Origin of the sequence: Rappaport israeli (assembly GCF_001888055.1) — a bacterium.
In the GTDB taxonomy this organism is placed as follows: Bacteria; Pseudomonadota; Gammaproteobacteria; order Cardiobacteriales; family Cardiobacteriaceae; genus Rappaport; species Rappaport israeli.
In genome coordinates this window covers 16,204-39,928 of sequence record NZ_LXHZ01000005.1, presented here as the reverse complement: position 1 = coordinate 39,928, position 23,725 = coordinate 16,204, and the positions used below count along the sequence as shown (strand labels likewise).

Below are 23,725 nucleotides of genomic sequence, written 5' to 3'. Positions count from 1 at the left end.
CAAGTCAACCATCATTCTCGCAATAAAATCTGCACCAACTCAAAAGCAAAAATCGCTTGCAAATTTGGTTGTTCTAAAGACGCCAACCCCTCTTCAAGCCCCACCAACAACATCTCAGCAAATGACCGTTTTAGTCCCCGCAAAGTCAACAAATCCGCACGCAACCTGCGCCAACCCTCCGCCTGTCGCCAGTCTACCCACTCAAACCCCGCCCCTTTTATCGGCAACGACCGCTCACACAACCACGTAAATATCGCCTCCGCCTTTTCAGGTGATTGCGCAAATGCACAAGCTAAAAACCCCAGCACCCTTGCAAGCTCCGCCTGCAACTGTTGATAATGCACAGACTCGCGCACAGCCTCTCGTCTAGACAACCCCTCCACCAACACCACCCAGCAACACCATTCATAAAAAGACCTGCGCCCATCTAAATCCATCACCACCGCCACATCCGACAACAAAGCCCGTTTCTCACTTGCAGAGCAATCCTTAAGGCGCGCACAAAGAGAGGCAAACACCCGAAGCTGTGCCACAGGATGCACCTCCCCCAGCTTCGCAACAGCCGCGCGTGCTTGTGATAAACGCGTTTGATTGACGCGCTTTGACTGCGTCAAGTCAAACCAACTTGCTCTTGCGTGAAAAACAAACATAGCAAATACCAGCGCTGAAATCTCTATTTCATCCACCCCCATCTCCCAGCCCCTGCGCCTGCTCAACAGCCGCCGCCAAATAGCGTTGCACCACCAAAATCGGATACCCTACCTCTTGTATAAAATCCTGCTGATAACCTCCTGCCAAAGCCCCAAGCCCATACACCGCTTGCCTTTGAATGCCAGCCTTATGGCTTTCATCTTTTCTACGCCCCAAAGCAAGCAAATTATTTTTCAATTCATAAGCCAACGCAGCAATCTCACGCGCCTCCACCACCCCCCCACAACGACGCAAACGCTCTACTAACGGCGGATGCGTCGAACCTGCCAAAAACCCCACCCCACTCTCATAATTAATAAAGAAAAAATGCGCCATCGCCTCCCTATAGCGCACCACATTAACCTCCTTAACCTGCTCAAGTGCCAACGCCTTTTTAAACACCCCAGCAAGCGCCACCGAATCTCGCACATACTCCAACGCCCGCGCATCCGCCATCCATTCCCGCTGCCGAGAAAAAGCCCCCTGAAGCGCACGCCCCACCAACAACAACACCCCACCCAACAACGCAAAAATAGAAGCGAAAAATTCCACCATCACTATATTTTTATCCACATCTAAAAACTGCATTCGCGAAGATGAAATCCGCTCCTGCCCCCATCCATCACGCCATTGACTAATCACAAAATAACCCTGCAACATCGCCGCCAAACGCGCATAAACAAACACATCCTCCGCCACAATATGCCCAAACTCATGCGCCACCAACGCCTGCAACTCCGCACGTGATAAATGCACCAACGCCCCCATCGACACCACCAGCGCCACACTCTCACCCCTCCCCCCCAACACACAAGCATTAATCCGCCCATCTCGCGCCAACACAAACACAGGCGGCACCGCCACCCCACTTGCCACCGCCAACTCCATCACCACATTATCCAACCGACGCTGCCGCACGTCCTGCTTATCCAGCGCCACCGCCCCTAATTTTTCTGCCTGCTTAACCGCATCCTCTTGCAATAACTCACGCCGCCTATCCAAATAAACCAGCAACAACGTCCCAACTGGAATCAACGCCAAAACAAACGCAACCTTAAGTGCCCATTCTTGCACCGCCTGCCCCAGCGTTTCCATGCCATCTGAGCCTATCACGTAAAATAACGCAAACACCAACCCCGCATAAGCCGCCAGCACATACACCACACCACTAAATACCACCCCAGCCCAAAACAACCACGACAACCGTCGCGATGCTTGCAAAGCCGCTTTTTGATGCAAGCGAAACAACACCGCCATTATCGCCTCCCTAACTCACGCACCAACCCAACACAACGCTCACGAATCCAAATCAATCCGCAACGTCTGACGCTTCACCGCCACATCCTCAATCTCAAGCCAAGGCAATAACGAAAATCCAAACACCCGCGCCACCATATTTTCAGGGAAAGACTCCACCGCCGTGTTATACACATTGACCACATCATTGTAGTATTGACGCGCAAAAGCCACCCGATTTTCCGTAGAACTCAACTCCTCCATCAACTGCTCAATCGTGGCATCCCCCTTAAGCTCAGGATAACTCTCAAACGTCGCCATTAACCCCCCCAGCTGCCGCCCAAGTGCCTGCTCCGCTCCAGCAAGACGCGCCAACTCCCCTTTTTCTGGCACTTTTTGCACCCCCTCCAGCACCGATTTTGCCTGATTACGCGCCGCTGTAACCTGCGTCAACGTCTCCTGCTCATGCGTTAAATACTTCTTAGCTGCCGCCACCAAATTTGGAATCAATTCATAACGTCTAGATAATTGCACATCAATTTGCGCAAACCCATTTTTAACCTCATTACGCTTTGCCACCAACCGATTATAAATCCCCACCACAAAAACCACCGCCATCACCACCAGCGCCAACCCAATCCAACCCGCCATAATCCTCTCCTTATTTCAACAAAATAAAATTTTCGCAATTATAACGAAACCTCTTGATAAAAAAATAAAAAATAAAAAATTCTTTTAACCAAGCGCCACAACCATTATCCTATAACCCCCTAATTATCTGAGTTTCTCAATGCCCCTTGTCGCCCATCACTCTCTCCCCACACTCAACGACATCCAAAAAGAAGGACAAGAAATCCTCACCCCCGAGCGCGCACTCAGCCAAGACATCCGCGAACTGCATATCGGATTACTCAACATGATGCCCGATGGTGCCCTAAAAGCCACAGAGCGCCAATTTTTACGCCTTATTGGCAACTGCAACCGCATCGCTCAATTCTACGTCCATCCCTTTACGCTTGAAAGCATCCCACGTAACAGCGCAACCCAAGACTACATCCAACAATATTACGAACCCTTTGAGCAAATCGCCGAACAAGGACTAGACGCCCTCATCGTAACAGGCACCAACCCCACCCAAGCTAAAATCAGCGACGAACCCTTCCTCCCAGCCATGCAAAACATCTTAAAGTGGGCAGATAGCAACGTTAGCTCTGTGCTCTACTCCTGCCTAGCCTCCCATGCCGCCTTTGAATACTTCTACAACATCCAGCGCCAACCGCTAAAAAACAAACTCTTTGGCGTTTACCCCCACCGCATCTTAGACCCCAACCACCCCTTACTCTCTAACATCAACACCCGCTTTGACATGCCCCACTCGCGCAAAAACGACATCGACCAAACCACCCTACAAGCCCACAATATCCCCATCCTCATTGCCAGCGAACAGGCTGGGGTTGCACTGGCAACCTCCAAAGACGGTTTTCGACATATCTACCTACAAGGACATCCTGAATACGACCAAATCAGCCTATTAAAAGAATACCAGCGCGACCTAAGCGCCTATTTTGAACAACAACAACCCCTCCCCAACCCACCAAACCACTATTTCACCGAAAAAGGACAACAAATTCTGGATGATTTTCTAAACGACGCCAGCAACGACATGCGCGACTTCCCCTATCAACAACTCAGCCAAGAAATTGACATCACTTGGCGCGATACCGCCAAAGCCATCTTTGCCAACTGGCTCGGACTCGTCTATCAACTCACCCACAGCAACCGCAAACAACAATACATGCAGGGCATTGACCCAAACAACCCTCTAAAAACATGGCGCACCCCCTAAGCGCACAAAATAATAAAAACGCATTGCCAAAATCGCCCACCGTCTATACAATCGCGCCCCTGAGTTTGCCAGACAATCGCTGACGCAAGTTGGAGGAAAGTCCGGACTCTACAGGGCAAAGTGCCGGGTAACGCCCGGGCAGCGCAAGCTGACGGCCAGTGCCACAGAAAAAATACCGCCTTTCTAAAGGCTATCTTTATAAAGGTAAGGGTGAAATGGTGCGGTAAGAGCGCACCGCAAGACTGGTAACAGGATTGGCAAGGTAAACCCCACTTAGAGCAAAACCAAATAGGAAATCAATGCGGCGGCCCGTCGTGATTTCGGGTAGGTTGCTACAGGCTATTGGTAACAATAGTCGCAGATGAATGATTGTCCACGACAGAATCCGGCTTATCGGCAAACTCAACCCGTCCTCGTAGCTCAAATGGATAGAGCATTCCCCTCCTAAGGGAAAGGTTGCAGGTTCAATTCCTGCCGAGGACACCATTATTCTAACGCCGCCAAATTTCGTGCAAATACCGCGCAACCGCCCAATAATCACGCTCTAGGCTTAACGCCAATTCACGCTCAATAATCTCCTCTAAACTATTGCGGTCTTTATCGCGTTTTTTCATATAATCATAAAAACAACGAACGCCACTGGTTTTAACTAACTGCATAGATAAAGCGCTTAAATCTGTTTGCACTTGCTGACACTCTCGCGGAAAATCAGGCGTTAATTTAGCCGCATTTTTACTTATCAAAGCATCAGATAAATAGTCGAAATTACCAAAAACATGTTGCGCAAAAACCAGCGCCTGACGATTGTAATACATCAAAGACAACAAACCATCAGTACGCAACACCTCCCAACATCCATGTAATAACGCGCCACCCTCCTCTACCCATTCCAGCAAAGCATGACAAAACACCATATCCACACTCTGCGCAGGCTGGGCAGATAGGCAAGCCACCGCCTCCCCCTCTACCAGCGTCAACCTATCACTCAATCCTCTTTCTTCAGCCAAAGCTTGCGCCTGATTTAACATCGCCTGAGAATGGTCAATTAACACCACCTCATGCCCAAGCGATAAAGCCCACATCGCCATCTGTCCTGCGCCCCCTCCTACATCGACCAAGCGCAAACGCCGTCCACCTTGCAAATATGGCGCTAAATCACGCTGTAATACCGCCAAGCGGATTTTACCTTTTGGGCGCGTATAAATATTTTTTAAAAAATGCGCGCCAATTCGGTCAAAATACACCCTTTCCTCAGCCATATTTCCTCCAAAAATAATAGTCAGCCTGCATGCTGGGCAGTACAATAAGCGCTTTAAAAAGAGCTTATCCCTATGACCGACCTTAGTAACAATCTCTATCACGTTATTTGGCAAGCCCTAACAGAACGTGATGTACACAAAAAAATCACCATGGTACGCATGCTTTATGATGCTTACAACGACCAACTCTATCATCGCACCCCTTATCCCGTAGAAAGCATTACCGATGCTGGCAGACCAAAACGCCCACTCTTAGTTGCCCCAAAAGACGTAGCGCCTCGTCGTTTAGGAAGTCGTAAAGGCATACAAGCCATGCTCCATGCCATTGCTCATATTGAGTTTAACGCCATAAATCTAGCGCTTGATGCCGCCTATCGCTTTCAGCAAATGCCCGAAGCGTATTATCACGACTGGCTACTGGTCGCTAAAGAAGAAACTTACCATTTCAGCTTAATTTGCCAACGTTTAGCACAATTAGGCGCACAATATGGGGATTTTTCTGCACATGCTGGATTATGGGAAGCCTGCGTTGAGACGGAATATGATGTTATGGTGCGCATGGCACTTGTCCCCAGAGTAATGGAAGCGCGCGGACTAGACGTTACCCCAGCCATTCAGAAAAAACTACGCGCCAATGGTGAACATCGCAGCGCTGATTTACTTAATATTATCTATCGTGATGAACACAACCACGTCGCTATTGGGTCTAAATGGTTTAAATACTGTTGCGCGCAACGCCAACTAGACTACCGCAAAACCTTTGCAGAGCTTTTAAAAACCTATCTTAAAGCTAAAATCAAAAAACCCTTTAATATCGAAGCACGCCTACAAGCAGGCTTTGATGATTTAGAAATGGCGCTATTAGACAAAATCAGCGACACCTAAACTTTTTCCAGAAAATGCGTAACCAAATAATAAAATAAAGCCAAACTGGACATTATTCATCAAAACAACATCCAATTTGACTTAATTTAATCTTTTAATCTTAAACTGCTAACGTTCTCTATATTTCAAAGCGCTTGTGTTAGCGCATAAATAATATTTACAACCAAGAACAAACAAACTTAACAGAACCCAAAATATCGATTAATCCAACATCCACAATACCAATACAATCAGCAGTATTACCACTGCAGCAATCCACTTAATCGGCAAAGCGTTTTTATCTTCATCTAAATCATCTATATTTTGCAAAAGTTCTGGTGCTTCAGTGATGCCAGAACTTTCCTGCTCCACCGCTTTATGAATTAAATCCTTAGCATTATTTGCTGATGCCTGCTCTTGCTCTTTATTTGCTTTTAAAGATTCTCCCCCTTCAAGTTCATTTGAAGATTGTGTTGCAATCTCGCGCGCCGCATCTGTTTGTGAATCCTCTAATGAATTCATCGCTGTCAATACCATCAATGGATTGACCACCGCATCACGAAGGCAAAATTGCACCACTTGCATGTTATCCAATGTTTGCTCAACTTCTCCTAGAATTAGGATTTTGCTACATTCTTGCAAAGTATTTTTTGCAATCGCGCCCCCATGTTGAAAGATCAACTCCTGTTGACTTTGCTGTTTTAAGCGAATAAAAGCCAAATATGCCTGCGCTGAGCCTTCTTTAGCGCTAATGTAAATTAAATATTTACTCATTGTGCCAATCCTCTTCATTAGTAATGACTACTTGTGCTTTTAATTCATCGAGCTGTTGCTCATCTGGCAAATAAGAGCCCATATGCATAATATTAGCGACACTATAGGCGGTTGAACGTCTGGCAATATTATCTAATTCACGATTAAGCAATACACCACGAATCACACCTGCCACCATCGCATCCCCCGCACCAACTGTACTTACGACTTTAATTTTAGGCGGTTGAGCATGGAGGGCTTGATCTTTTGTTACAAACCACGCCCCCTTACGCCCCATCGACACCACCACCATCTCAACGCCATTATTAATAAATTCACGTGCTTGTTGCAAAATCTCCGTATGCGTTTGCAAATCTTTCCCACAAAACTCACGCAACTCATGAATATTAGGCTTAATCATATGAGGCAACACTTTAGCTTTCATCACCTCTTGCAACGCCTCACCGCTGGTATCAACCACAACCCACTGGCACGCTTGCCGATATTTCTCAACCATCTGCGCATAAAAATCACGCGCAATCCCTTTAGGCAAAGAGCCACCAAACATTAATACCGTATCTTCTTTAACTTCTTTTTCTAGATACTCCGCCAAAGCTTCTTGCGCATGTTTAGGCACTTCATAGCCAGGCATATTAATGTCAGTTGTCTCACCATTACTATCATCTACAATCTTAATACAGGTGCGCACCTCACCAGCAAAGCGTACAAAATCATCACGCACATTATGCTTAGTAAAGACACGCGTAAAATGATAGTCGTTCTCTTTTCCCATCCAGCCTGTAACCACAGCATCAATGCCAGCATCATTTAAGTTAATCGCGACATTTAAACCCTTACCACCAGGATTTACATCTAAAGTTTGTCCACGATTAACAACGCTACGCTGCCAATGGCTAGCGTGGATGGTTACATCTAAAGCGGGATTTGCTGTTACGGTAATAACCTTCATGATAGCTCCTGAGTTAATAAACTACGTACCGCTTTGGCATCTGTGAGCGTTAAAGCTTCTTTTGCCACGCGCTCCAAATCTTTCAGATTATGCTGACGCAGAACTTGCTTTATGCTAGCAATCGCATTAATGCTCATAGACAACTCACGCACCCCTAAGCCAACCAATACTTTTGCCGCCGTTTCATCCCCAGCTGCGCCACCACAAACACCAACCCATTTACCATGCGCTTTTGCCGCCTCACAAGTCATTGCAATCAGACGTAATACAGAAGGCTCAAGCGCATCAGCCTGCTTAGCCAATTGTGGATGCATTCTATCCATCGCTAGCGTATATTGTGTTAAATCGTTTGTTCCCACACTAAAGAAATCCACTTCTTGTGCAAACCATTGCGCCTTAAGCGCGGCTGAAGGCACTTCAATCATAATTCCTACAGGGAACTTAGGCGCTTGTAACGACTCACGCACCTCATCTAACATCTGCTTAGCGCGACGCCAATCATACGCCGTTGCAATCATGGGAAACATCACATGCACATTGTCATAATCTTTTGCAACCTTACAAATAGCGCGTAATTGTGGTTTAAATAAATCTGGGCGCTCAAAGCATAGCCGAATCCCGCGAATTCCTAAAAAGGCATTATCCTCATGGCGCAAATTCAAATACGCCACTTCTTTATCCCCTCCAATATCAAGCGTGCGAATAATCAGTGGGCGACCTTCTAGCGCTTTTGCCATTTCGCGGTATTCCGCCTCCTGCTCTTCCTCACTAGGGATTTGTTCGCGCTCTAAATATAAAAACTCCGTCCGCATTAAGCCAACGCCCTCAGCGCCTGAATCAATAGCGCCTTCCACACCATCTGCGCGATTGATATTGGCAGAAATATTGATTACCTCACCATCAGCAGTTTGCCCAGCTTTATGGCGCGATTGTCTGGCAACATTAAGTTTTTCACTAAAGGCCTTTTGCGCTTGCTCAGCAGATTGCAATTGCTCTGCATTAGGCTCCAAATACACCCGACCATTACTCCCATCAACCACCACAATAGAATCTTGTGCTAAAAAAGTAAGCGCATTTTCAAGCCCCACTACAGCAGGAATTCCCATCCCACGCGCAATAATCGCGCTATGACTTGTTGCACCGCCTTTTTCCGTAATCATTGCCAATACTTGGTCAGGATTTAAACGCGCGGTATCACTTGGTGTTAAATCTTCTGCCACCAACACCACAGGACTAGAGAAATTCAACGACTGAGCTTTAACCCCCAACAACGCGCGCATCACACGCTCGCGAACATCCAACATATCCGCACTACGCGCTGCCAAATGCGCATCACTTAATTCTGTAAACATCTGAATGCGCGCATTTGACACACTCAAATAAGCCTGCGCGGCATTTTTACCCTCATTAATAAGTTCTACCGTTTCCTCAACGATTTCCTTATCTTGCAATAATTCCAAATGTGCATCAAAAATTGCGGCTTTATCCGCACTCAATTTATCACTTACCTCATCAATCATTGAATGAATATCACGCGCTGCTGCACTAATTGCCTCATCTAATTTGCGCGCCTCCATCAATGGCGAATCACTTTGTGTTGGGATTTCATATTGCGTTTGTCCAAAAAGATGCACCTGACCAATCGCCAAACCAGTAGAAGCGCCCACCCCTTCAAACATTGTTAGCCCTTCAGGAGCTTGCCATAAGCCATCATTATTTTTAGCGGTATCTTGTTGCGTCCCATGATTGGCTTGTAAATCATCGCCCAATCCTTCTTTAATCGCCTCAACCACTTTTTCTAACACACGCTCATTATCACTAGAGACCACCACCTGCGCATGTTGTGTTAATCCCAATGCCAACACATCCATCATTTTAGCCAAATCAATCGTTTGCCCATCTTGTGTTGTTAAACTCACTGGCACATTAAGTTGTTTGACCAATTTCGTTAAGCGTGTGGCAGGGCGTGCATGCCAACCCTGTGGATTAGGAATGCGGACTAACTGCGCGTAAGCATATTTGCCTTCTACCATCGCCTTAGAGGAAGAATCAGCATTTTGGCTACTAGCGCTATCTTTTGAATTGATAGAATTTTCCTGAGCGCTATTAACAGCCCCAGCCTCATTTAAATCATCCCCCAAACCACTTTCAATCGCTTTGACAATCTCCTCAACCGCTTGAGCATTATCACTAGAAATTGTGATTTGTGCATTTTGCGTTAGCCCTAAACTCAAAATAGCCATCATTCGCGATGGGTCAATGCTTCGCCCATCCTCAGCTATCAAACGCACTGGTTCAGAGAATGTTTTTACCAATTTAGAGAGTTTTGTAGCAGGGCGCGCGTGCCAGCCTTGTGGATTAGGAATGCGGACACTTTGATTGTGTGCGAATGGTTGATTATTTGCTTGCATATTGTTTGTCATAGATATTTATCCCAAAGCTAAAAAAAATTATTGCTGGTGTTGATATCGTTTACCCAACGCCAAAAATCTATACTAAAAAAGAAGTCAGCTTCGCTTTGCTCTTAGAGAAGTGTTTAAGAACACCATTCTAAATCATAAAACATTAGCCATAAAAGGTTAGCATTCTACCCTATTTTCACTATGCCGTGTTTTCATTTCAAACCAAGCCATAAAAACAGCCTACGTTATAAAATACTACCCTACAAAACGCCGTATCTCTTGAGCAAAAGCCTCACTGCGCCAAGTATTGCTCGCCGTAATATGGGTGGCATTTGGCAACACCCATAAACTTGCATTAGGCATTGTTTTATACATCGCCAACGCATCTTCTAGTGGGGCTACAGGGTCTCGGTCGCCCGTTATAATCAATACTGGTTGCTCAATTGTTGCCAAATCTTCTAAGGAATGATTATGTTCTGATGTTTTAGGATTAAGCGCCTCACTCACACGCGCAATGACTTTTTTCCAAGCCTCCTCACCGCCTTGAGGTTTATGCAAATTACTAAGCCATTGATGTAATCCAAATTTCTGCCAATAGTCAGGATTTGCCATTGAGCGCGTTTGTTGGTAGGTGCTTGAGTTTTTACGATATCCAATGCGATAAAACACCGCTTTTCTCACGCGCTCACTGTGTTTTAGGGTAAGCCACATTGCCACAGCGCCTCCCATAGAAGAGCCACAAATCGCCGCCTGTGCCACGTTTTCTGCGTCCATCATTGACAATACCGCCTCTGCCATTTCACTAATAGTAAGCGTATTTTTTTGCATCAAACTACGCCCATGACCTGGTAAATCTGGCACTAACACCCGATAATGTGCGCTTAATTTATCAATTTGCGGTCGCCATTCTTTGCCCGCCATCCCGCCACTATGTAATAAAATAAGCGTTTTTTCTCCTTGTCCAAAGCTTTGATAATACAGCGCTTCTGCTTGCATAGTTTCCTCTAGTCCAGTTTCTTTAAAATATAATTCATTACATAAGAGCGTGGCATCTCACGCCCATGAATGGCATAAAATAATTCCGCCTCATCACTCAAAGCGCGTCGGATTCTTTGTGCAATCAAAGGATTATGATAAATCACCAAAATTTGGTCGCCTTCTTGTAAGTTGGTTGCTGGTTTAGGCAATAAAATTTCTTTGCCTTTGCGCAATAAGAGAAGCGGTAGCGCATCATTTATGGTATCGGCATCATCTGAAAGCATCCATAAAGTTTGCAAGCGCAGAATATGGTCTTTTTGCAAATAAGCCATCACCGCTGGCGCTCCTTTTGGTGTAATACGAATAATAAATTGCTCGGGAATAACCTCGCCCGAAAGCGTCTGAATTTGTTGCAACAACCGCTCACCCCATTGCTCATTTTGATGGCGAATTAATGTAATCAAACGGCTGGTCATCGGACGAGCAATTTGTGGGAATACTTGACTGACGATTAAATCCGCCTCCTCCATCACTCGGTCAAATCCTGCCACCGTGAACAAGGCATTATTTGTACTGCGATTTTGTTTGCCAATGACAAATAACGACGGATGCAACATTTTCGCCGACATCACGATTGATAAATTTTCTGAATCTGAATTGCGTGCCGCGACAATCGCTTGCGCGCGCTCAATCCGCGCCTCACGCAAGGTTACATCTTCTGTGCCAATGCCTTGAATATGGTCAGCGGCATCATCATCATTGATAATAACCGTATCGACTCCTTCATAATTTAAAAAGCGCTCTAACGTTTTGCCCAACGCATCATAACCACAAATAATCCAACGCCCTGCTGGGGGTTGAGGCAGAGGCTGAAAACGATTTCCAGGGGTCTCATAAAAACGCGCAATCAATTCCGCAATGGCAGGACGGCGCAATCCAATGGTAAAACGCTCAGCAAAAATCTGATTGGTATTTACAACAATATCTGTGCCAAAAGATTTGGCGTTTGCTGTCCCGCGGCGCGTAAACGTTCGGCAAATAATTTTAAATTTCGTATGGTCTGAGGACAGCAATTTCGCCGCCAATGCCACCTTAATATTGACTGATTCTGAATCAGTAATGGCTAACACTGCGCGACAAAATACCGAATGAATCCCTGATTTTAATAAAATATCCACATCCGAAGCATCCCCTCGAATAGATAACACATGATGCAAAGAAGCGTCTAACACCATTTTATTAATCCGCGTTTCATCATGATCAATCACCACACATTGATACCCCTCTTTAAGAAGCAACTCAACCAACCGCTTCCCTGGTTCACCAAATCCACAAATAATGACAAATTTATGGCGTAGCTTCTCCACTCGTCGCATAAAACGATTTTCCTGTAGCGCCAGCTGAAAGGTTTTATCTTGTAAAAGACCAATAATCTTACCTGCGGCATAAAGCCAAGCAGGGACTGTGTAATAAATGCTAAAGGCTACCCACAATCGCTGCCAATCAGAAAACGGCACTGGAATCTCGCCATAGCCAATCGTCGTTGCGGTATAACTCACCCAATAAAAAGCCTGAAATACTGTTAGATAGGTCATTTCCCCATCTTCACCGATCATAGGAATATAAGACATTCCCAATATCGCCACCGCATAGGCACACACCAAAACCAACACCGGACGGCGCATTTGGCGAATAATTAAAGCGACAATCTCATTCACAGTGCTAACGTCTTAGCGTTGCCGCTTCAATTACAATCAAAACAACCGACACAATATTTGCCACACAAGCGCCAGCGGTAAACGATACGATTGTAGCGATAGTTGAGCCATCTAATAGCCCCACACTAAACGTCCAAACGCCAATGGCGATAAGCAACTGCGCATCTGCCACCAAACTCGTTGCCAATAACAATGCACCCAACTGTGAACGGTCGCCTAATTTCAACACGGTTGAAACCACACTCACAATAAAAGCCAAATACAATTCAATCTTATCGTGATGCTCAGGAATGTTTATATCGCCATAAACAAAACCAAAATTTAGCGTTAACGCCAACAAAATAAAAAAACCAAACCACACGCGCTCACTACGCATAATCTCTCCTAAGGGCAAAAAATGAAACCAGTGTAACCCAACATCTCGCCCATCGCCACGAAAGACAATCCTAACGCCGATTAGGATACTCATGCGCTTGACCATCAGGGCGATGTTTAAACCTACGATGCACCCAATAATACTGTTCGGGATAACGCCTAATCTCCTGTTCAAACAAACGATTAACCTCCGTCATTACCGCCACATCTGAAGCCTTTTCTCCCAAGTCCACCTCAGGATATACCCGCACCACATACCCTCGCCCCCCTCGTTCACGCCAAATAAACACTGGCACCCAACGCGCCCCCGTTTTTTGTTTTAAACGTGGCAAAATATTCACCGACGCCGCCTCAATACCAAAAAAAGGCGCAAACACACTCGCACGCACACCCATATCTTGATCTAGGGCATACCAAAGATTCTCCCCCTGCGCCAAAATGCGCAACGTCTGTCGCATATCTGTTGCCTGCACCAAGCGCGTAGCCGCGCGCGAACGCTGATGATAAATCCACGCATCAAAAAAGCGATTGCGCAACGGTTTGTACATTCCAGCCGAATCCACATTTAGCCCCAACAACCGCACCCCCAGCTCCAACAGCGTTGAATGCAATCCCAGCAAAACAACCGCCTGCTGTTTATCCTCAAGCAACGCCAAAGCCTTTTCATCTGCTTCAAAGCGACACAACCCCCGTAATCGTCTTTCAGATAAAAACCACGCCATCGCCGTCTCCATCACCCCCATCCCCAAACTACGCGCAAAAGCCCTTAACAACCGCCTTTGCCCATCTGTATCCAACTCAGGAAAAGCCTTAGCAATATTAATAGCAACAATCTTGCGTCGATAAGGCAAACACGCCAACAGCAACCGCCCCAAACCAGCGCCTAAAGCCATCCGCCCCTTCTGAGGCAACACCTGCACCACCAACCACAACCCCCCCAACAACAACCAATATCCTACAAAACGCGGATGATAGAGATTCACCTGCTCCTTAGCATATTTAGCGCGCGCCACACAATCCTCCATCAGTCAATAAAAGTAAACTCATCATGGCAACAAACACCCACCAAAACAAAAACACGAACACCCACTTATTTGCACAACACCGCCCCTTGTCAAACCCGCCAAAGCCTTTTTAAAATAGCCTTTCATTTACACCATTTATTCTCATGACCCTTCCCATTCTTTTAGCCTCCTCCTCTGTCTATCGACAAGCACTGCTCAAGCGCCTACAACTCCCCTTTCGCACACAAAGCCCCAATATCGACGAAACCCCTTACCCTAACGAAGCGCCCAAAACTCTTGTAACACGCCTTGCGCGCACCAAAGCATTCGCCATTGACAGCGCCGACACCTACATCATCGCCAGCGACCAAATCGCCATTTTAGGAACAAAACTCCTTGGCAAACCCCACACTTTTGAACGCGCTCGCGCTCAATTGCGCGCCTGTAGCGGACAAAGCGTTACCTTCTACACCGCCCTAGCGCTACGCTATAACCAACAAATCCATACAATCATCGAACCCTACCAAGTTGATTTTAAACCACTAAACGACACGCTTATTGAACAGTATCTAAAAAAAGAACAGCCCCTAGACTGCGCTGGTAGCTTCAAAGTTGAAGGACTTGGCATTTTATTATTCCAAGCCCTTCATGGACGCGACCCCAACAGCTTAATTGGATTACCCCTTATCGCGCTTAATGAACTATTTCAAATGTATGATATTTGCCTGCTCACCCAAACCTAACCAATGCCACAATTGCACGCGCATCTGCACCCCCACATCCCTAGCCAACTGTTGCCACGCAGACAAATCAGGCGAATACACCACAAAATCACTCTCTTTAAAATGCGCCTGCTTAAATTCATACATCGAACTCAACCCATCAGTCAGCCCCATTGCCACACTTTGCTCACCCGTCCAAAACAGCCCGCTAAATATCTCATCTGAATCTTGCAAGCGCTCACCGCGTCCCTCCTTCACAGCCGCAATAAATTGTCTATGCAAGGCTTGCAACAACGCCTGCATATGCTCAAGCTCTTTAGGCTTAAGCGCACGATTACCATTTAAAAAATCCTTATATTCCCCTGCTGTGAACGTGCGCGGTTCAAGTCCAAGCTTATCTGCCAACGCCTCATAACCAACACTTTGCGCAATCACCCCAATCGAGCCCACAACACTAGCAGGGTCAGCATAAATTTCATCCGCTGCCGCTGCAATGTAATAAGCCCCAGATGCACCCATATCACTAATCACCGCATAAACAGGTTTTTGATATTGCTGTTTTAATGCCCTAATAGCGCGATAAACCTGCCCCGACTGCACAGGCGACCCTCCCGGTGAATTAATATCCAACACCACTGCCTGCGCCGTTTCTTGCGAAAAAGCACGTTCTAAAGATTCAATCATATCTGGCGCATTAGCAACCGCTCCATCGCTAATTATCCCATGCACCTCCACCACAGCAACATGAGGCACAACCCCGCCTTTTAATCCTTCACCAGCAAAAAACATCTGCCAAAAAAACACCCCCATCACCGCCACCCACAACAAACGAAAAATAATTTTCCAACGTCGTCTTTGGCGTAATTCCTTGATTGCTTCCTTAGCCACCTGCGCCAATGCGCGCTCTTCATCAAATGTCATAAAACCTCCATAATAAAAAACCAAGCATAAAAACTAAGCGCCCAAACGCGCCAACAATGCCATCGCCGACTCAGGCAACGGCGCATACACAGCAATCCTTTTCCCCTCATAGTCAAAAGCCAGCTCACAAGAATGCAAAAACATCTCATGATAGCCCAAGGATTTCAGCCAACGATTAAACGCCCAATCCCCATATTTATCATCTCCTGCCAAAGGCGCACCTTGAGCGGCAACCGACACCCGAATTTGATGCGTTCGCCCCGTATCCAGACGCGCTTTCACCCACGACAACGCACAACCCTCATATTCCAACCATTTCTGCAACGTGAAAAAAGTTCGCGCAAATTTCCCATCCTCAGCCACCACCACACGCTCACCCTCTTTTTTCATTCGCAACACCACCTCCTGACTCGCCTTATCCCAACTCCCTTTAAGCAAACAGTCATAAACTTTTATCACCGCATCTGCTTGCATCGCCTGCTGAAATCCCGCCAATGCACGCCGATGTTTTCCTAATAACAGCGCTCCAGAGGTATCAAAATCCAAACGATGAGCCAACTGTGCATAATCCTCTCCCCAAATAATCTTTACCGCATCAATCACCCCAAAATCCTGCCCAGAACCCCCATGAACCGCAATCCCAGCAGGCTTATTTAACACCAAAAAATCCTCATCCTCATACAAACGCGCAGCCTCAATACGCTCAAGCCAAAAAGCAGGCACCCTCACAAGCGGCGTCTTCCCCGCGACAATCGGCGGCAAGCGCAACACATCCCCTGCCTGTAAACGCAACACAGGCTTAGCGCGCTTTTTATTTACGCGCACCTCGCCCTTACGCAACATCTGATAAATTCGCCCTTTCGGCAAAGCCGGATAGCGCGCGCGAATAAAATTATCCACACGCTGCCCTGCCTCCTGAGCAGATACCGTCACATAATGCACTTTAGAGGAATTTTCACTACTCACACCGCCTCCAATTTATCGCAAAAAACTGCACAGTTTACCCCAGCACTTCTTTGCTACACAACAAACGAGTAATGCTTGCAGATTTTTAATATCTTTGTGATAATTTGCAACGCATTTGCAAAAAAATCACCCCTATAATTAACAAACATAACGGATACGCGTATCCATATCATTCATGAGACGGAGAACTCCATGGCAACACAAACTATCCCAAAATCCGTAAAAATATTACTTGGCATTGCCGCCATTTTTATGCCTATATTTTTAATATTGCCCTTTTTCTTTTGGGGTAATAGCGATGGCAGCATTAATCTTAGTGAACAAAACTTACAAGCAGCGCGCCTACAACCCGTGGGCAAACTCGTTATCGGTGAGCCAGTAAATCCAGCTACCAGCACTGAAACCGCCGCTGCTGAATTTGATGTAGAAGCCACCTATAGCAGCACCTGCGCCGCCTGCCATGCTACCCCAGCATTAGGAGCGCCCGTCCTTGGTGATCATGATGCTTGGCAAGCACGTTTGGATAGCAAAGGTGGTTTTGATGCGCTTTATGAATCAGGATTAAACGGCGTTGCTGGTACAGCTATGACCGCTAAAGGTGGTGCAAACATCACAGACGAACAATTTAGGCAAATGGTTGAATATATGTTAGAAAACTCTAATGTCAGCTATTAACAGACCTAAAAAAATCTCTTTTAAAACGTCAAATGTGTAAAGCCTTTGACGTTTTTTTATAAAAACCGCATAATCAATAATACACAACCAAACCAAGGAGAACATAATGAAAACTCATAACCTACTCTTATCACTTGCCATCGCGCTCGCTAGCAGTAGCGCCTTAGCACAAACCAAAGTCAAATTCTCACATGTCGTTGCTGATAGCACCCCAAAAGGGCAAGTGGCATTAAAATTTAAAGAGTTGATTGAAGCGCGCTCCAATGGAGAGTTTATAGTTGAAGTATTCCCAAACTCACAACTTTATGATGACACCCGTGTACTCGAAGCTCTACTTTTAGGCGATGTAGAATTTGCTGCCCCCTCTTTATCCAAACTCGACAAACTTACTAAAAAATTGCAAGTTTTCGACCTTCCCTTCTTATTTAAAGATATGGATGCCGTTGAGCGCTTTCAGCAAAGCCCAGTTGGACAAGAGTTACTACATAGCGTCGAAGACAAAGGGAGGATTTTAGGTTTGGGCTATATTCACAACGGATTAAAACAATTTTCTGCCAACTTCCCCATCCGCGTTCCTGCCGATGTTAAAGGCAAAAAATTCCGTATTATGGCCTCAGATGTTCTTGCCGCACAATTTGAACAAGTCGATGCCATCGCATTGAAGAAACCTTTTTCTGAAGTCTTTACCCTACTACAAACTAAAGCCATCGATGGACAGGAAAGCCCATGGTCAAACACCTATTCCCAAAAATTCTATGAAATTCAACCCTACATTACCGTCTCTAACCATGGATTGCTCGATTATATGGTTTTGACCTCTAATAGTTTTTGGCAAACACTTAATGCAGAACAACAAACGCTCTTCTCAAATGCCATGCAAGAAGCTATAGCCTATGGCAATAATCTTGCCGCTGAAATCAATGAACGTGATCGTCAAACTATCGCTGAAAGTGGCTATTCAGAAATCATCGAACTCACCCCTGAAGAGCATCAACAATGGGTAGATGCAATGCAACCTGTGTGGCAGAAATTTGAAAAAGAAATTGGTAAAGAGATTATTGAGGCTGCCAAAGCCAGTAATCAATAAAACGCCAACGTGTGAATTGCACTCTGCTAAGCACAGATTGAGAAATTCATCTGTGCTTTTTTATTAACCCAATAAAGAGAAATAGAATGATACGTTTTTTTCATCGCGCTGAAGAAATCCTACTATGCTTTCTTCTTGCTTTGCTCACCTTGCAAGTATTTTTTGAAGCGATATTACGCACTTTAGGCTATGGATTTTTATGGTTAGAAGAATCCGTAAGCTGGAATGCTGCTTGGTTTGTCCTACTTGGCGCCTCCTATGGTGTGCGCACTGGTTCTCATATTGGGCTCACCGTTCTCACAGAGCGCATTGCCAATCCTATGGGCAAGAAAATTATCTCCCTTATCGCTACCGTTATTTGCATAAGTTATTGCATAATTTTTCTATACAGCGCTTGGGATTATGTTTATAAACAATACAAAATTGGTTTTGAATTAGACGATATCCCTTTGCCCATGTGGGTACCCTATTCAGGCTTATTGCTTGGATTTTTATTATTACTTTTACGCTTTATCACTGTTTTTATTAATATCATTACCAATCGCAGCAGTGGATTAACCTATGTTGATGAAGCCAAAGAAAGCCTTGAACAATTTGCAAACACAAACCAAAAGGAGCATCAATCATGATTACCGCCTTATTATTTTTCATGCTCTTTGCTTGCATGCTACTTGGTATGCCCGTTGCCATCGCCTTAGGATTTTCCTCTATTGTTGTGATTTTAATAAGCGGTTCAGGCTCATTTGCCAGCATCTCACAACAGTTTTATCACGCCACAGGTGGGCATTACACCCTACTCGCCATTCCTTTTTTCGTACTTTCTTCCGCCTTCCTAACGACTGGCGGCGTTGCCAATCGCATTATTAACTTTGCCAATGCCTGCGTTGGACATATTCGTGGCGGTTTAGCGATGGCATCGGTATTAGCCTGTATGATATTTGCCGCTGTTTCAGGTTCTTCACCTGCCACGGTTGCCGCTATTGGTTCAATCGTCATCGCAGGCATGGTCAAAGCTGGCTATCCGCAAAAATTTGCCGCTGGCGTCATCACTACCTCGGGCACACTTGGCATTTTAATTCCGCCTTCTATTGTTATGCTCGTCTATGCTGCTGCCACCCAAGAATCCGCCGCAAAAATGTTTGAAGCAGGACTTATTCCAGGGCTACTCATGGGCAGTATTCTCATGCTCACCATCTACATTGTTGCCAGCGTTAAAAAACTACCTTCTATTCCCTTCTCAGGTTTAAAAACTTATTTTCAACTGCTGCGCGCGCCTCAGGTGGATTAATGCTTATCATCATTGTTTTAGGTGCAATTTATGGAGGCATTGCCAGCCCCACAGAAGCTGCCGCCGTCTCTGCTGTCTACGCTTTTTGGGTGGCTGTTTGGGTATATCGAGATATTGGGCCACTGAAAGGCATTTCTTATCGCCTAATGAATGAATCTCTAGCACAAGCTATCATGCGAAACTTACGCCTAAGCCTACTGGCTACAATCAAAGTGTTTTATGACAAAGAAGTGCGCGCGACCATTTTAGAAGGTGCAAAAGTTAGCCTGATGTTACTTTTTATTATCGCCAACGCCATGCTTTTTGCTCATGTGCTAACCAGCGAACGCATTCCACACCATCTAGCTGAAAGCATTGTTGCCATGAATTTATCGCCATGGATGTTTTTATTTATCGTCAACATTCTTTTATTAATTGCCGGCGCATTTATGGAGCCTTCTGCCATTACGCTCATTATGGCCCCTATTTTCTTCCCAATCGCCGTGCGTCTTGGTATTGACCCCATCCACCTAGGCATCATCATGGTTGTGAATATGGAACTTGGATTACTTTCTCCGCCTGTAGGACTGAATTTATTTGTAACCTCATCGATTACCAATCGCGATCTTAGCTGGGTAATACGTTCTGTGTTGCCGTGGTTTATTTTATTACTCTTTTTCCTTGGCTTAATCACCTATATCCCAGAAATTTCCCTAAGCCTACCAAACTACCTGCAGAAACTACGCCTTGGATGAGGAATGCCAAGAAATTTAGAATAAATCTATCGATTTATATTTGCATTGTTTTAATAAAATATTTATCTTAATCCCCAACTCGGCATTGCATAAGAACATACAGCCTCTGTGCTTTTGTCAAAGTGAGAAAATATTAGAAAGGTATAAAGTAAAAAAAAAACTTAACAAATGGCGTCAAATCGGCTAAGATTGGCGCCTCTTTCAAGTCAGATGGGCCTGTAGCTCAGTTGGTTAGAGCAGGCGACTCATAATCGCTTGGTCGGGGGTTCAAGTCCCTCCGGGCCCACCATCTTTTTCTCTTAGCGTTAAAAAGCACTATCTCTATTTATTCCACATCTCCTTAAAATCCATCTTGCAAAGTAAAATCATAATTTGCTTCGCATTGATTCGGAAAACTCTGGAGTCTATTGTAGAGATTTTATAAAAATACATAAATAATTTAATAGTTACGACATATTTTATCTTAAGTAGTTTTATTTATCATTTTTCTTTATACTAAGCTACAATAAATTATTAGAAGTCTTATCAATTTATTTTTTAATATAAGTATTTTTAATACCATCATACAATACTCATTTTTAACCAAATAATCTATTCTCTTAAATGCTAGGCATCCATCATATCTTGCTATTTTTATAAAACTTTCAAAATAAATACAATTTTTAACTCAAGAATAACAAAAATGGCTTAATTACAGCACGATTTAACAGGGAAATTTGCATTGGTCACAGGTTCAGCCAGTGGTATTGGTAAAGATATCGCTCAAACCTTTGCCAAAGCAGGGGCAATCGTTGCCATCGCTGACATCAATATTGATAACGCTCAAAGCGTGGTTGATGAAATCCAAACTCAGGCGGGCAAGCCATCGCCATTGAAATGGACGTCACCGATAAAAAGGCGGTTAATGAAGGCGTACAAAAGCTGGTCGATGCTCATGGCACTGTGGATATTTTGATATCCAATGCGGGCGTTCAGGTGATTAGTCGCATTGAAAAAATGTAGTTTGATGATTGGAAAAAAATGCTTACCATTCATTTGGATGGGGCGTTTTTGACCACCAAGGCGTGTTTGCCACACATGTATAAAGATAATAAAGGTGGCACGGTGATTTATATGGGTTCGGTGCATTCGCATGAAGCCTCTTTATACAAAGCACCTTAGTAACTGCCAAACATGGCATACTTAGGCTAAATCGTGTTTTGGCAAAAAAAGGTGCTGAACACAATGTTCGTTCACACGTAATTTGCCCTGGGTTTGTCAAAATGCCATTGGTAGAAAAACAAATCCCAGAACAAGCCGCCGAAAAAGGCATCAGTGAAGAAGATGTTGTCAATGACATCATGCTTAAAGACACCGTGGATAAAGAATTTACCACTGTGGACGACATTGCCCAGTTGGCATTGTTTTTGGCGGCTTTCCCAACCAATGTGTTTACAGGTCAATCCATCGTTGCCAGCCATGGTTGGTTTATGAACTGGTTGAGTTAATAGACAGATTCATGATATTTTTTAATAAAAAGCCTCCTTGTTTAAGGGGGCTTTATCGTTATTAATAATTAAGAAAAAATTTATAATCCAGTAGTGCAATTATGAATAAAGTTGCAAACAGATGATTTTTATCTTTTTATATTAATCGCCTGTTTTATCAGACTCATAATATATTCTAAATCCTCCGTATCATTTACATTAATTTGATAATCTCCAGTTCCCAAATGACCAATACCAGAGACATCTTTTGCAAGATTTTTAGCATCATTTAATTGACCCGCTTTTAAGTTAATCCATATCTTTAAAGATTTCTTTTGAATCAAAATATCAACATTTAAATCTATCCATTACCCAACCTATTTTGATAAAGAAACATTTTCTCTCCAAAGAAATTTTATCAAAAAATTATTATGATGCTCTCTTGATAATTTTGGCTTTATAAAAATAAAAACTAAAGCCATAAAATTATTTTACTATTAATCCAATTATAGCCATTTATGCTGAAAGATTTCCGCCAGCTGTGCCTGCACGGTTGCAACGCTTAGCGGTTGTGAAGTTAAATCACGCATTTGTGTCATTTTTAACCCAGCCATACCACAAGGATTAATATTTAAAAACGGGCTCAAATCCATATCTACATTCAGTGCCAGTCCATGGTAACTACAGCCTTTGCTAATTTTAATCCAAGAGAAGCGATTTTCGCCCCCCCTTGTACATAAACCCCTGGTGCATCCGCGCGTGCAAAAGCTTCAATTTGATAGGTTGATAACAGTTCAATTAAACTATTTTCCAGTAAAGTTACTAATGCCCGCACACCAATATCTTTACGTTTAACATCTAGTAGCACATACATTACCGCCTGCCTGGTGCGTGGTAGGTAATCTGCCCTCCACGATCTATGCGAACCACCTCAATCCCTCCAGCATACAATAAATGCTCGGGCTTTCCTGCTAATCCCTGAGTATAAATAGGTGGATGCTCAACCAACCAAAGTTCATCTTCCTGCGCTGTTGTACGGGTTTGCGTAAATAAGCGCATCTGCTCGTATACGCTCTGAAAATCCTGCAATCCTAAGTTAACCACTCGCATTACAATGCCATAATCACCAAAGGTTCTGCTGTTAATGCCTGATACACCGCATCAATCGCTGCCTGCTCAGCAAACATCGCCACAATAGTAAAAGATAAAAAACGTTCGTTAGAGCTAAGTTGTTCTTTAACTTCGATTAAATCCTCTTCAACAATAGAATCCTGAACAATTTTATCCACCGCTTGTCTAAATTCAGCGGTATTTTTACCCATGATTTTAATTGGAAAACGCGTTGGAAATTTAATTAATGATTCTTGCGTTTGCGATTCAATGTTAACCAGTTGCACGCTGGGTTGCTTTTTATTCTGCATTATGACTCTCCTTTAAATAATAACTTCAACCCATGCCAACTGCGCTTAAACCATCCAGCTTGCGCCAAATCTTCCACCGCTACCGCATCGACTGTCGCATAAACTTCATCTGCAACTTTAACCGAAATACGTCCAACCGCTTGTCCTGCTGTTATGGGTGCAATAATTTGCCTAAGTGATACGCTTGCCGCCACCTTATCCTTATCTTTTTTAGCAATCACAATATTCACATCTTGTGCTGGGCGCACCGCCACCCAATCTTTTTCTCCCTTATAAACAGGGGCTTGAGTTAATACCTGATGACTACTTAATGCAGAAACTTGCATAAATTGCTCAAATCCATAATCCAA

General features: G+C 44.5%; 21 protein-coding genes, 2 tRNA genes, 1 other RNA gene and 4 pseudogenes. 11 read left to right on the top strand and 17 right to left on the bottom strand.

The window, feature by feature from the left end:
* Positions 1-11: 11 nt before the first annotated feature.
* From A5N84_RS01880 to A5N84_RS01870, 3 genes are read right to left on the bottom strand one after another with little or no spacing between them, the layout of a single operon-like run.
* Positions 12-692: a hypothetical protein gene (locus A5N84_RS01880; protein ID WP_072281060.1), complete on the bottom strand. Its 681-nt coding sequence runs from the start codon at positions 690-692 to the stop codon at positions 12-14.
* On the bottom strand, positions 679-1,947 hold the full coding sequence (locus A5N84_RS01875) for a M48 family metalloprotease (RefSeq protein ID WP_072281059.1): 1,269 nt from the start codon (positions 1,945-1,947) through the stop codon (positions 679-681). Before A5N84_RS01875 ends, A5N84_RS01880 begins: the two co-directional genes overlap by 14 nt.
* A 39-nt stretch (positions 1,948-1,986) precedes the next feature.
* Positions 1,987-2,577, bottom strand: coding sequence for a LemA family protein (locus tag A5N84_RS01870; RefSeq protein ID WP_072281058.1), 591 nt, complete (start codon positions 2,575-2,577; stop codon positions 1,987-1,989).
* 139 nt (positions 2,578-2,716) lie between these two features.
* Between A5N84_RS01870 and metA the strand changes: the two genes are divergently transcribed.
* The 3 genes from metA (at position 2,717) to A5N84_RS01855 (ending at position 4,258) form a co-directional block, all read left to right on the top strand.
* Positions 2,717-3,772, top strand: a complete 1,056-nt coding sequence (gene metA, locus A5N84_RS01865; protein ID WP_072281057.1) for a homoserine O-succinyltransferase MetA — start codon at positions 2,717-2,719, stop codon at positions 3,770-3,772.
* A gap of 60 nt (positions 3,773-3,832) precedes the next feature.
* An RNA gene (gene rnpB, locus A5N84_RS01860) (RNase P RNA component class A) lies at positions 3,833-4,181 on the top strand.
* Positions 4,182-4,258: transfer RNA gene (locus tag A5N84_RS01855), tRNA-Arg, on the top strand.
* A 5-nt stretch (positions 4,259-4,263) separates the two neighbouring features.
* Here the strand turns inward: A5N84_RS01855 and A5N84_RS01850 are convergent.
* Positions 4,264-5,031 carry a methyltransferase domain-containing protein gene (locus tag A5N84_RS01850; protein WP_072281056.1) on the bottom strand — a complete coding sequence of 256 codons (768 nt, stop codon included), beginning with the start codon at positions 5,029-5,031 and terminating at the stop codon, positions 4,264-4,266.
* Between the two features lie 72 nt (positions 5,032-5,103).
* On the opposite strand from A5N84_RS01850, the gene A5N84_RS01845 reads away from it, so the two are divergent.
* Complete coding sequence (locus tag A5N84_RS01845) at positions 5,104-5,916, top strand: ferritin-like domain-containing protein (RefSeq protein WP_072281055.1); 813 nt, start codon at positions 5,104-5,106, stop codon at positions 5,914-5,916.
* A 201-nt stretch (positions 5,917-6,117) separates the two neighbouring features.
* Here A5N84_RS01845 and A5N84_RS01840 read toward each other — a convergent pair whose 3' ends face one another.
* The 7 genes from A5N84_RS01840 to A5N84_RS01810 form a co-directional block, all read right to left on the bottom strand.
* Positions 6,118-6,669 (bottom strand): hypothetical protein, encoded by a 552-nt coding sequence (locus A5N84_RS01840; RefSeq protein ID WP_072281054.1) that lies wholly within the window; start codon positions 6,667-6,669, stop codon positions 6,118-6,120.
* Complete coding sequence (pfkB, locus tag A5N84_RS01835; RefSeq protein WP_072281053.1) at positions 6,662-7,618, bottom strand: 1-phosphofructokinase; 957 nt, start codon at positions 7,616-7,618, stop codon at positions 6,662-6,664. Before pfkB ends, A5N84_RS01840 begins: the two co-directional genes overlap by 8 nt.
* A complete protein-coding gene (ptsP, locus tag A5N84_RS01830) occupies positions 7,615-10,041 on the bottom strand; it encodes a phosphoenolpyruvate--protein phosphotransferase (RefSeq protein WP_072281052.1) in 2,427 nt (808 codons plus the stop codon). Before ptsP ends, pfkB begins: the two co-directional genes overlap by 4 nt.
* Before the next feature lie 234 nt (positions 10,042-10,275).
* On the bottom strand, positions 10,276-11,016 hold the full coding sequence (locus A5N84_RS01825; RefSeq protein WP_072281051.1) for an alpha/beta fold hydrolase: 741 nt from the start codon (positions 11,014-11,016) through the stop codon (positions 10,276-10,278).
* An 8-nt stretch (positions 11,017-11,024) separates the two neighbouring features.
* Positions 11,025-12,716, bottom strand: coding sequence for a potassium channel family protein (locus A5N84_RS01820; protein ID WP_072281050.1), 1,692 nt, complete (start codon positions 12,714-12,716; stop codon positions 11,025-11,027).
* 4 nt (positions 12,717-12,720) lie between these two features.
* Positions 12,721-13,185 (bottom strand): DUF6394 family protein, encoded by a 465-nt coding sequence (locus A5N84_RS01815; RefSeq protein ID WP_233119847.1) that lies wholly within the window; start codon positions 13,183-13,185, stop codon positions 12,721-12,723.
* Positions 13,163-14,104, bottom strand: coding sequence for a lysophospholipid acyltransferase family protein (locus A5N84_RS01810; RefSeq protein ID WP_233119846.1), 942 nt, complete (start codon positions 14,102-14,104; stop codon positions 13,163-13,165). The genes A5N84_RS01815 and A5N84_RS01810 overlap by 23 nt, the downstream gene beginning before the upstream one ends.
* A gap of 155 nt (positions 14,105-14,259) precedes the next feature.
* Here A5N84_RS01810 and A5N84_RS01805 point away from each other — a divergent pair, with 155 nt between their 5' ends.
* Positions 14,260-14,838 (top strand): Maf family protein, encoded by a 579-nt coding sequence (locus A5N84_RS01805; RefSeq protein WP_072281047.1) that lies wholly within the window; start codon positions 14,260-14,262, stop codon positions 14,836-14,838.
* Here A5N84_RS01805 and sppA read toward each other — a convergent pair.
* On the bottom strand, positions 14,797-15,738 hold the full coding sequence (gene sppA / locus A5N84_RS01800; protein WP_072281046.1) for a signal peptide peptidase SppA: 942 nt from the start codon (positions 15,736-15,738) through the stop codon (positions 14,797-14,799). The genes A5N84_RS01805 and sppA overlap by 42 nt on opposite strands.
* 33 nt (positions 15,739-15,771) lie before the next feature.
* On the bottom strand, positions 15,772-16,704 hold the full coding sequence (locus A5N84_RS01795) for a pseudouridine synthase (protein ID WP_072281045.1): 933 nt from the start codon (positions 16,702-16,704) through the stop codon (positions 15,772-15,774).
* A gap of 192 nt (positions 16,705-16,896) precedes the next feature.
* Here A5N84_RS01795 and A5N84_RS01790 point away from each other — a divergent pair, with 192 nt between their 5' ends.
* The 6 genes and pseudogenes from A5N84_RS01790 to A5N84_RS13200 all read left to right on the top strand — a co-directional run bounded on the left by A5N84_RS01790 (position 16,897) and on the right by A5N84_RS13200 (position 21,975).
* On the top strand, positions 16,897-17,379 hold the full coding sequence (locus A5N84_RS01790) for a c-type cytochrome (RefSeq protein ID WP_078055514.1): 483 nt from the start codon (positions 16,897-16,899) through the stop codon (positions 17,377-17,379).
* Between the two features lie 106 nt (positions 17,380-17,485).
* A complete protein-coding gene (locus A5N84_RS01785; RefSeq protein WP_072281044.1) occupies positions 17,486-18,466 on the top strand; it encodes a TRAP transporter substrate-binding protein in 981 nt (326 codons plus the stop codon).
* A gap of 86 nt (positions 18,467-18,552) precedes the next feature.
* Positions 18,553-19,095 carry a TRAP transporter small permease gene (locus A5N84_RS01780; protein ID WP_072281043.1) on the top strand — a complete coding sequence of 181 codons (543 nt, stop codon included), beginning with the start codon at positions 18,553-18,555 and terminating at the stop codon, positions 19,093-19,095.
* A pseudogene (locus tag A5N84_RS13205) lies at positions 19,092-20,488 on the top strand (TRAP transporter large permease). Before A5N84_RS01780 ends, A5N84_RS13205 begins: the two are co-directional and overlap by 4 nt.
* 212 nt (positions 20,489-20,700) lie before the next feature.
* Positions 20,701-20,777, top strand: a tRNA-Ile gene (locus A5N84_RS01770).
* A gap of 432 nt (positions 20,778-21,209) precedes the next feature.
* A pseudogene (locus tag A5N84_RS13200) lies at positions 21,210-21,975 on the top strand (3-hydroxybutyrate dehydrogenase).
* Between the two features lie 128 nt (positions 21,976-22,103).
* Here the strand turns inward: A5N84_RS13200 and A5N84_RS01760 are convergent.
* The 4 genes and pseudogenes from A5N84_RS01760 to A5N84_RS11310 form a co-directional block, all read right to left on the bottom strand.
* Positions 22,104-22,316: pseudogene (locus tag A5N84_RS01760) on the bottom strand (hypothetical protein); the annotation flags it as partial.
* Positions 22,317-22,460: 144 nt separating this feature from the next.
* A pseudogene (lipB, locus tag A5N84_RS13195) lies at positions 22,461-23,064 on the bottom strand (lipoyl(octanoyl) transferase LipB).
* A complete protein-coding gene (locus A5N84_RS01750; protein WP_072281042.1) occupies positions 23,064-23,375 on the bottom strand; it encodes a YbeD family protein in 312 nt (103 codons plus the stop codon). The pseudogene lipB and the gene A5N84_RS01750 overlap by 1 nt, the downstream one beginning before the upstream one ends.
* Positions 23,375-23,701, bottom strand: a complete 327-nt coding sequence (locus tag A5N84_RS11310) for a hypothetical protein (RefSeq protein WP_233119854.1) — start codon at positions 23,699-23,701, stop codon at positions 23,375-23,377. Before A5N84_RS11310 ends, A5N84_RS01750 begins: the two co-directional genes overlap by 1 nt.
* Between the last annotated feature and the right edge of the window lie 24 nt (positions 23,702-23,725).

What these genes read in the sequence shown, in the direction of transcription:
- A5N84_RS01850 (WP_072281056.1), bottom strand. Translation starts at nt 5,031, where the DNA reads ATGGCTGAGGAAAGGGTGTATTTTGACCGAATTGGCGCGCATTTTTTA.
- A5N84_RS01875 (WP_072281059.1), bottom strand. Translation starts at nt 1,947, where the DNA reads ATGGCGGTGTTGTTTCGCTTGCATCAAAAAGCGGCTTTGCAAGCATCG.
- A5N84_RS01780 (WP_072281043.1), top strand. Translation starts at nt 18,553, where the DNA reads ATGATACGTTTTTTTCATCGCGCTGAAGAAATCCTACTATGCTTTCTT.
- pfkB (WP_072281053.1), bottom strand. Translation starts at nt 7,618, where the DNA reads ATGAAGGTTATTACCGTAACAGCAAATCCCGCTTTAGATGTAACCATC.
- A5N84_RS11310 (WP_233119854.1), bottom strand. Translation starts at nt 23,701, where the DNA reads ATGCAAGTTTCTGCATTAAGTAGTCATCAGGTATTAACTCAAGCCCCT.
- sppA (WP_072281046.1), bottom strand. Translation starts at nt 15,738, where the DNA reads ATGACATTTGATGAAGAGCGCGCATTGGCGCAGGTGGCTAAGGAAGCA.
- A5N84_RS01815 (WP_233119847.1), bottom strand. Translation starts at nt 13,185, where the DNA reads ATGAGTATCCTAATCGGCGTTAGGATTGTCTTTCGTGGCGATGGGCGA.
- A5N84_RS01840 (WP_072281054.1), bottom strand. Translation starts at nt 6,669, where the DNA reads ATGAGTAAATATTTAATTTACATTAGCGCTAAAGAAGGCTCAGCGCAG.
- A5N84_RS01845 (WP_072281055.1), top strand. Translation starts at nt 5,104, where the DNA reads ATGACCGACCTTAGTAACAATCTCTATCACGTTATTTGGCAAGCCCTA.
- ptsP (WP_072281052.1), bottom strand. Translation starts at nt 10,041, where the DNA reads ATGACAAACAATATGCAAGCAAATAATCAACCATTCGCACACAATCAA.
- A5N84_RS01825 (WP_072281051.1), bottom strand. Translation starts at nt 11,016, where the DNA reads ATGCAAGCAGAAGCGCTGTATTATCAAAGCTTTGGACAAGGAGAAAAA.
- A5N84_RS01785 (WP_072281044.1), top strand. Translation starts at nt 17,486, where the DNA reads ATGAAAACTCATAACCTACTCTTATCACTTGCCATCGCGCTCGCTAGC.
- A5N84_RS01870 (WP_072281058.1), bottom strand. Translation starts at nt 2,577, where the DNA reads ATGGCGGGTTGGATTGGGTTGGCGCTGGTGGTGATGGCGGTGGTTTTT.
- A5N84_RS01880 (WP_072281060.1), bottom strand. Translation starts at nt 692, where the DNA reads ATGGGGGTGGATGAAATAGAGATTTCAGCGCTGGTATTTGCTATGTTT.
- A5N84_RS01750 (WP_072281042.1), bottom strand. Translation starts at nt 23,375, where the DNA reads ATGCAGAATAAAAAGCAACCCAGCGTGCAACTGGTTAACATTGAATCG.
- A5N84_RS01805 (WP_072281047.1), top strand. Translation starts at nt 14,260, where the DNA reads ATGACCCTTCCCATTCTTTTAGCCTCCTCCTCTGTCTATCGACAAGCA.
- A5N84_RS01790 (WP_078055514.1), top strand. Translation starts at nt 16,897, where the DNA reads ATGGCAACACAAACTATCCCAAAATCCGTAAAAATATTACTTGGCATT.
- metA (WP_072281057.1), top strand. Translation starts at nt 2,717, where the DNA reads ATGCCCCTTGTCGCCCATCACTCTCTCCCCACACTCAACGACATCCAA.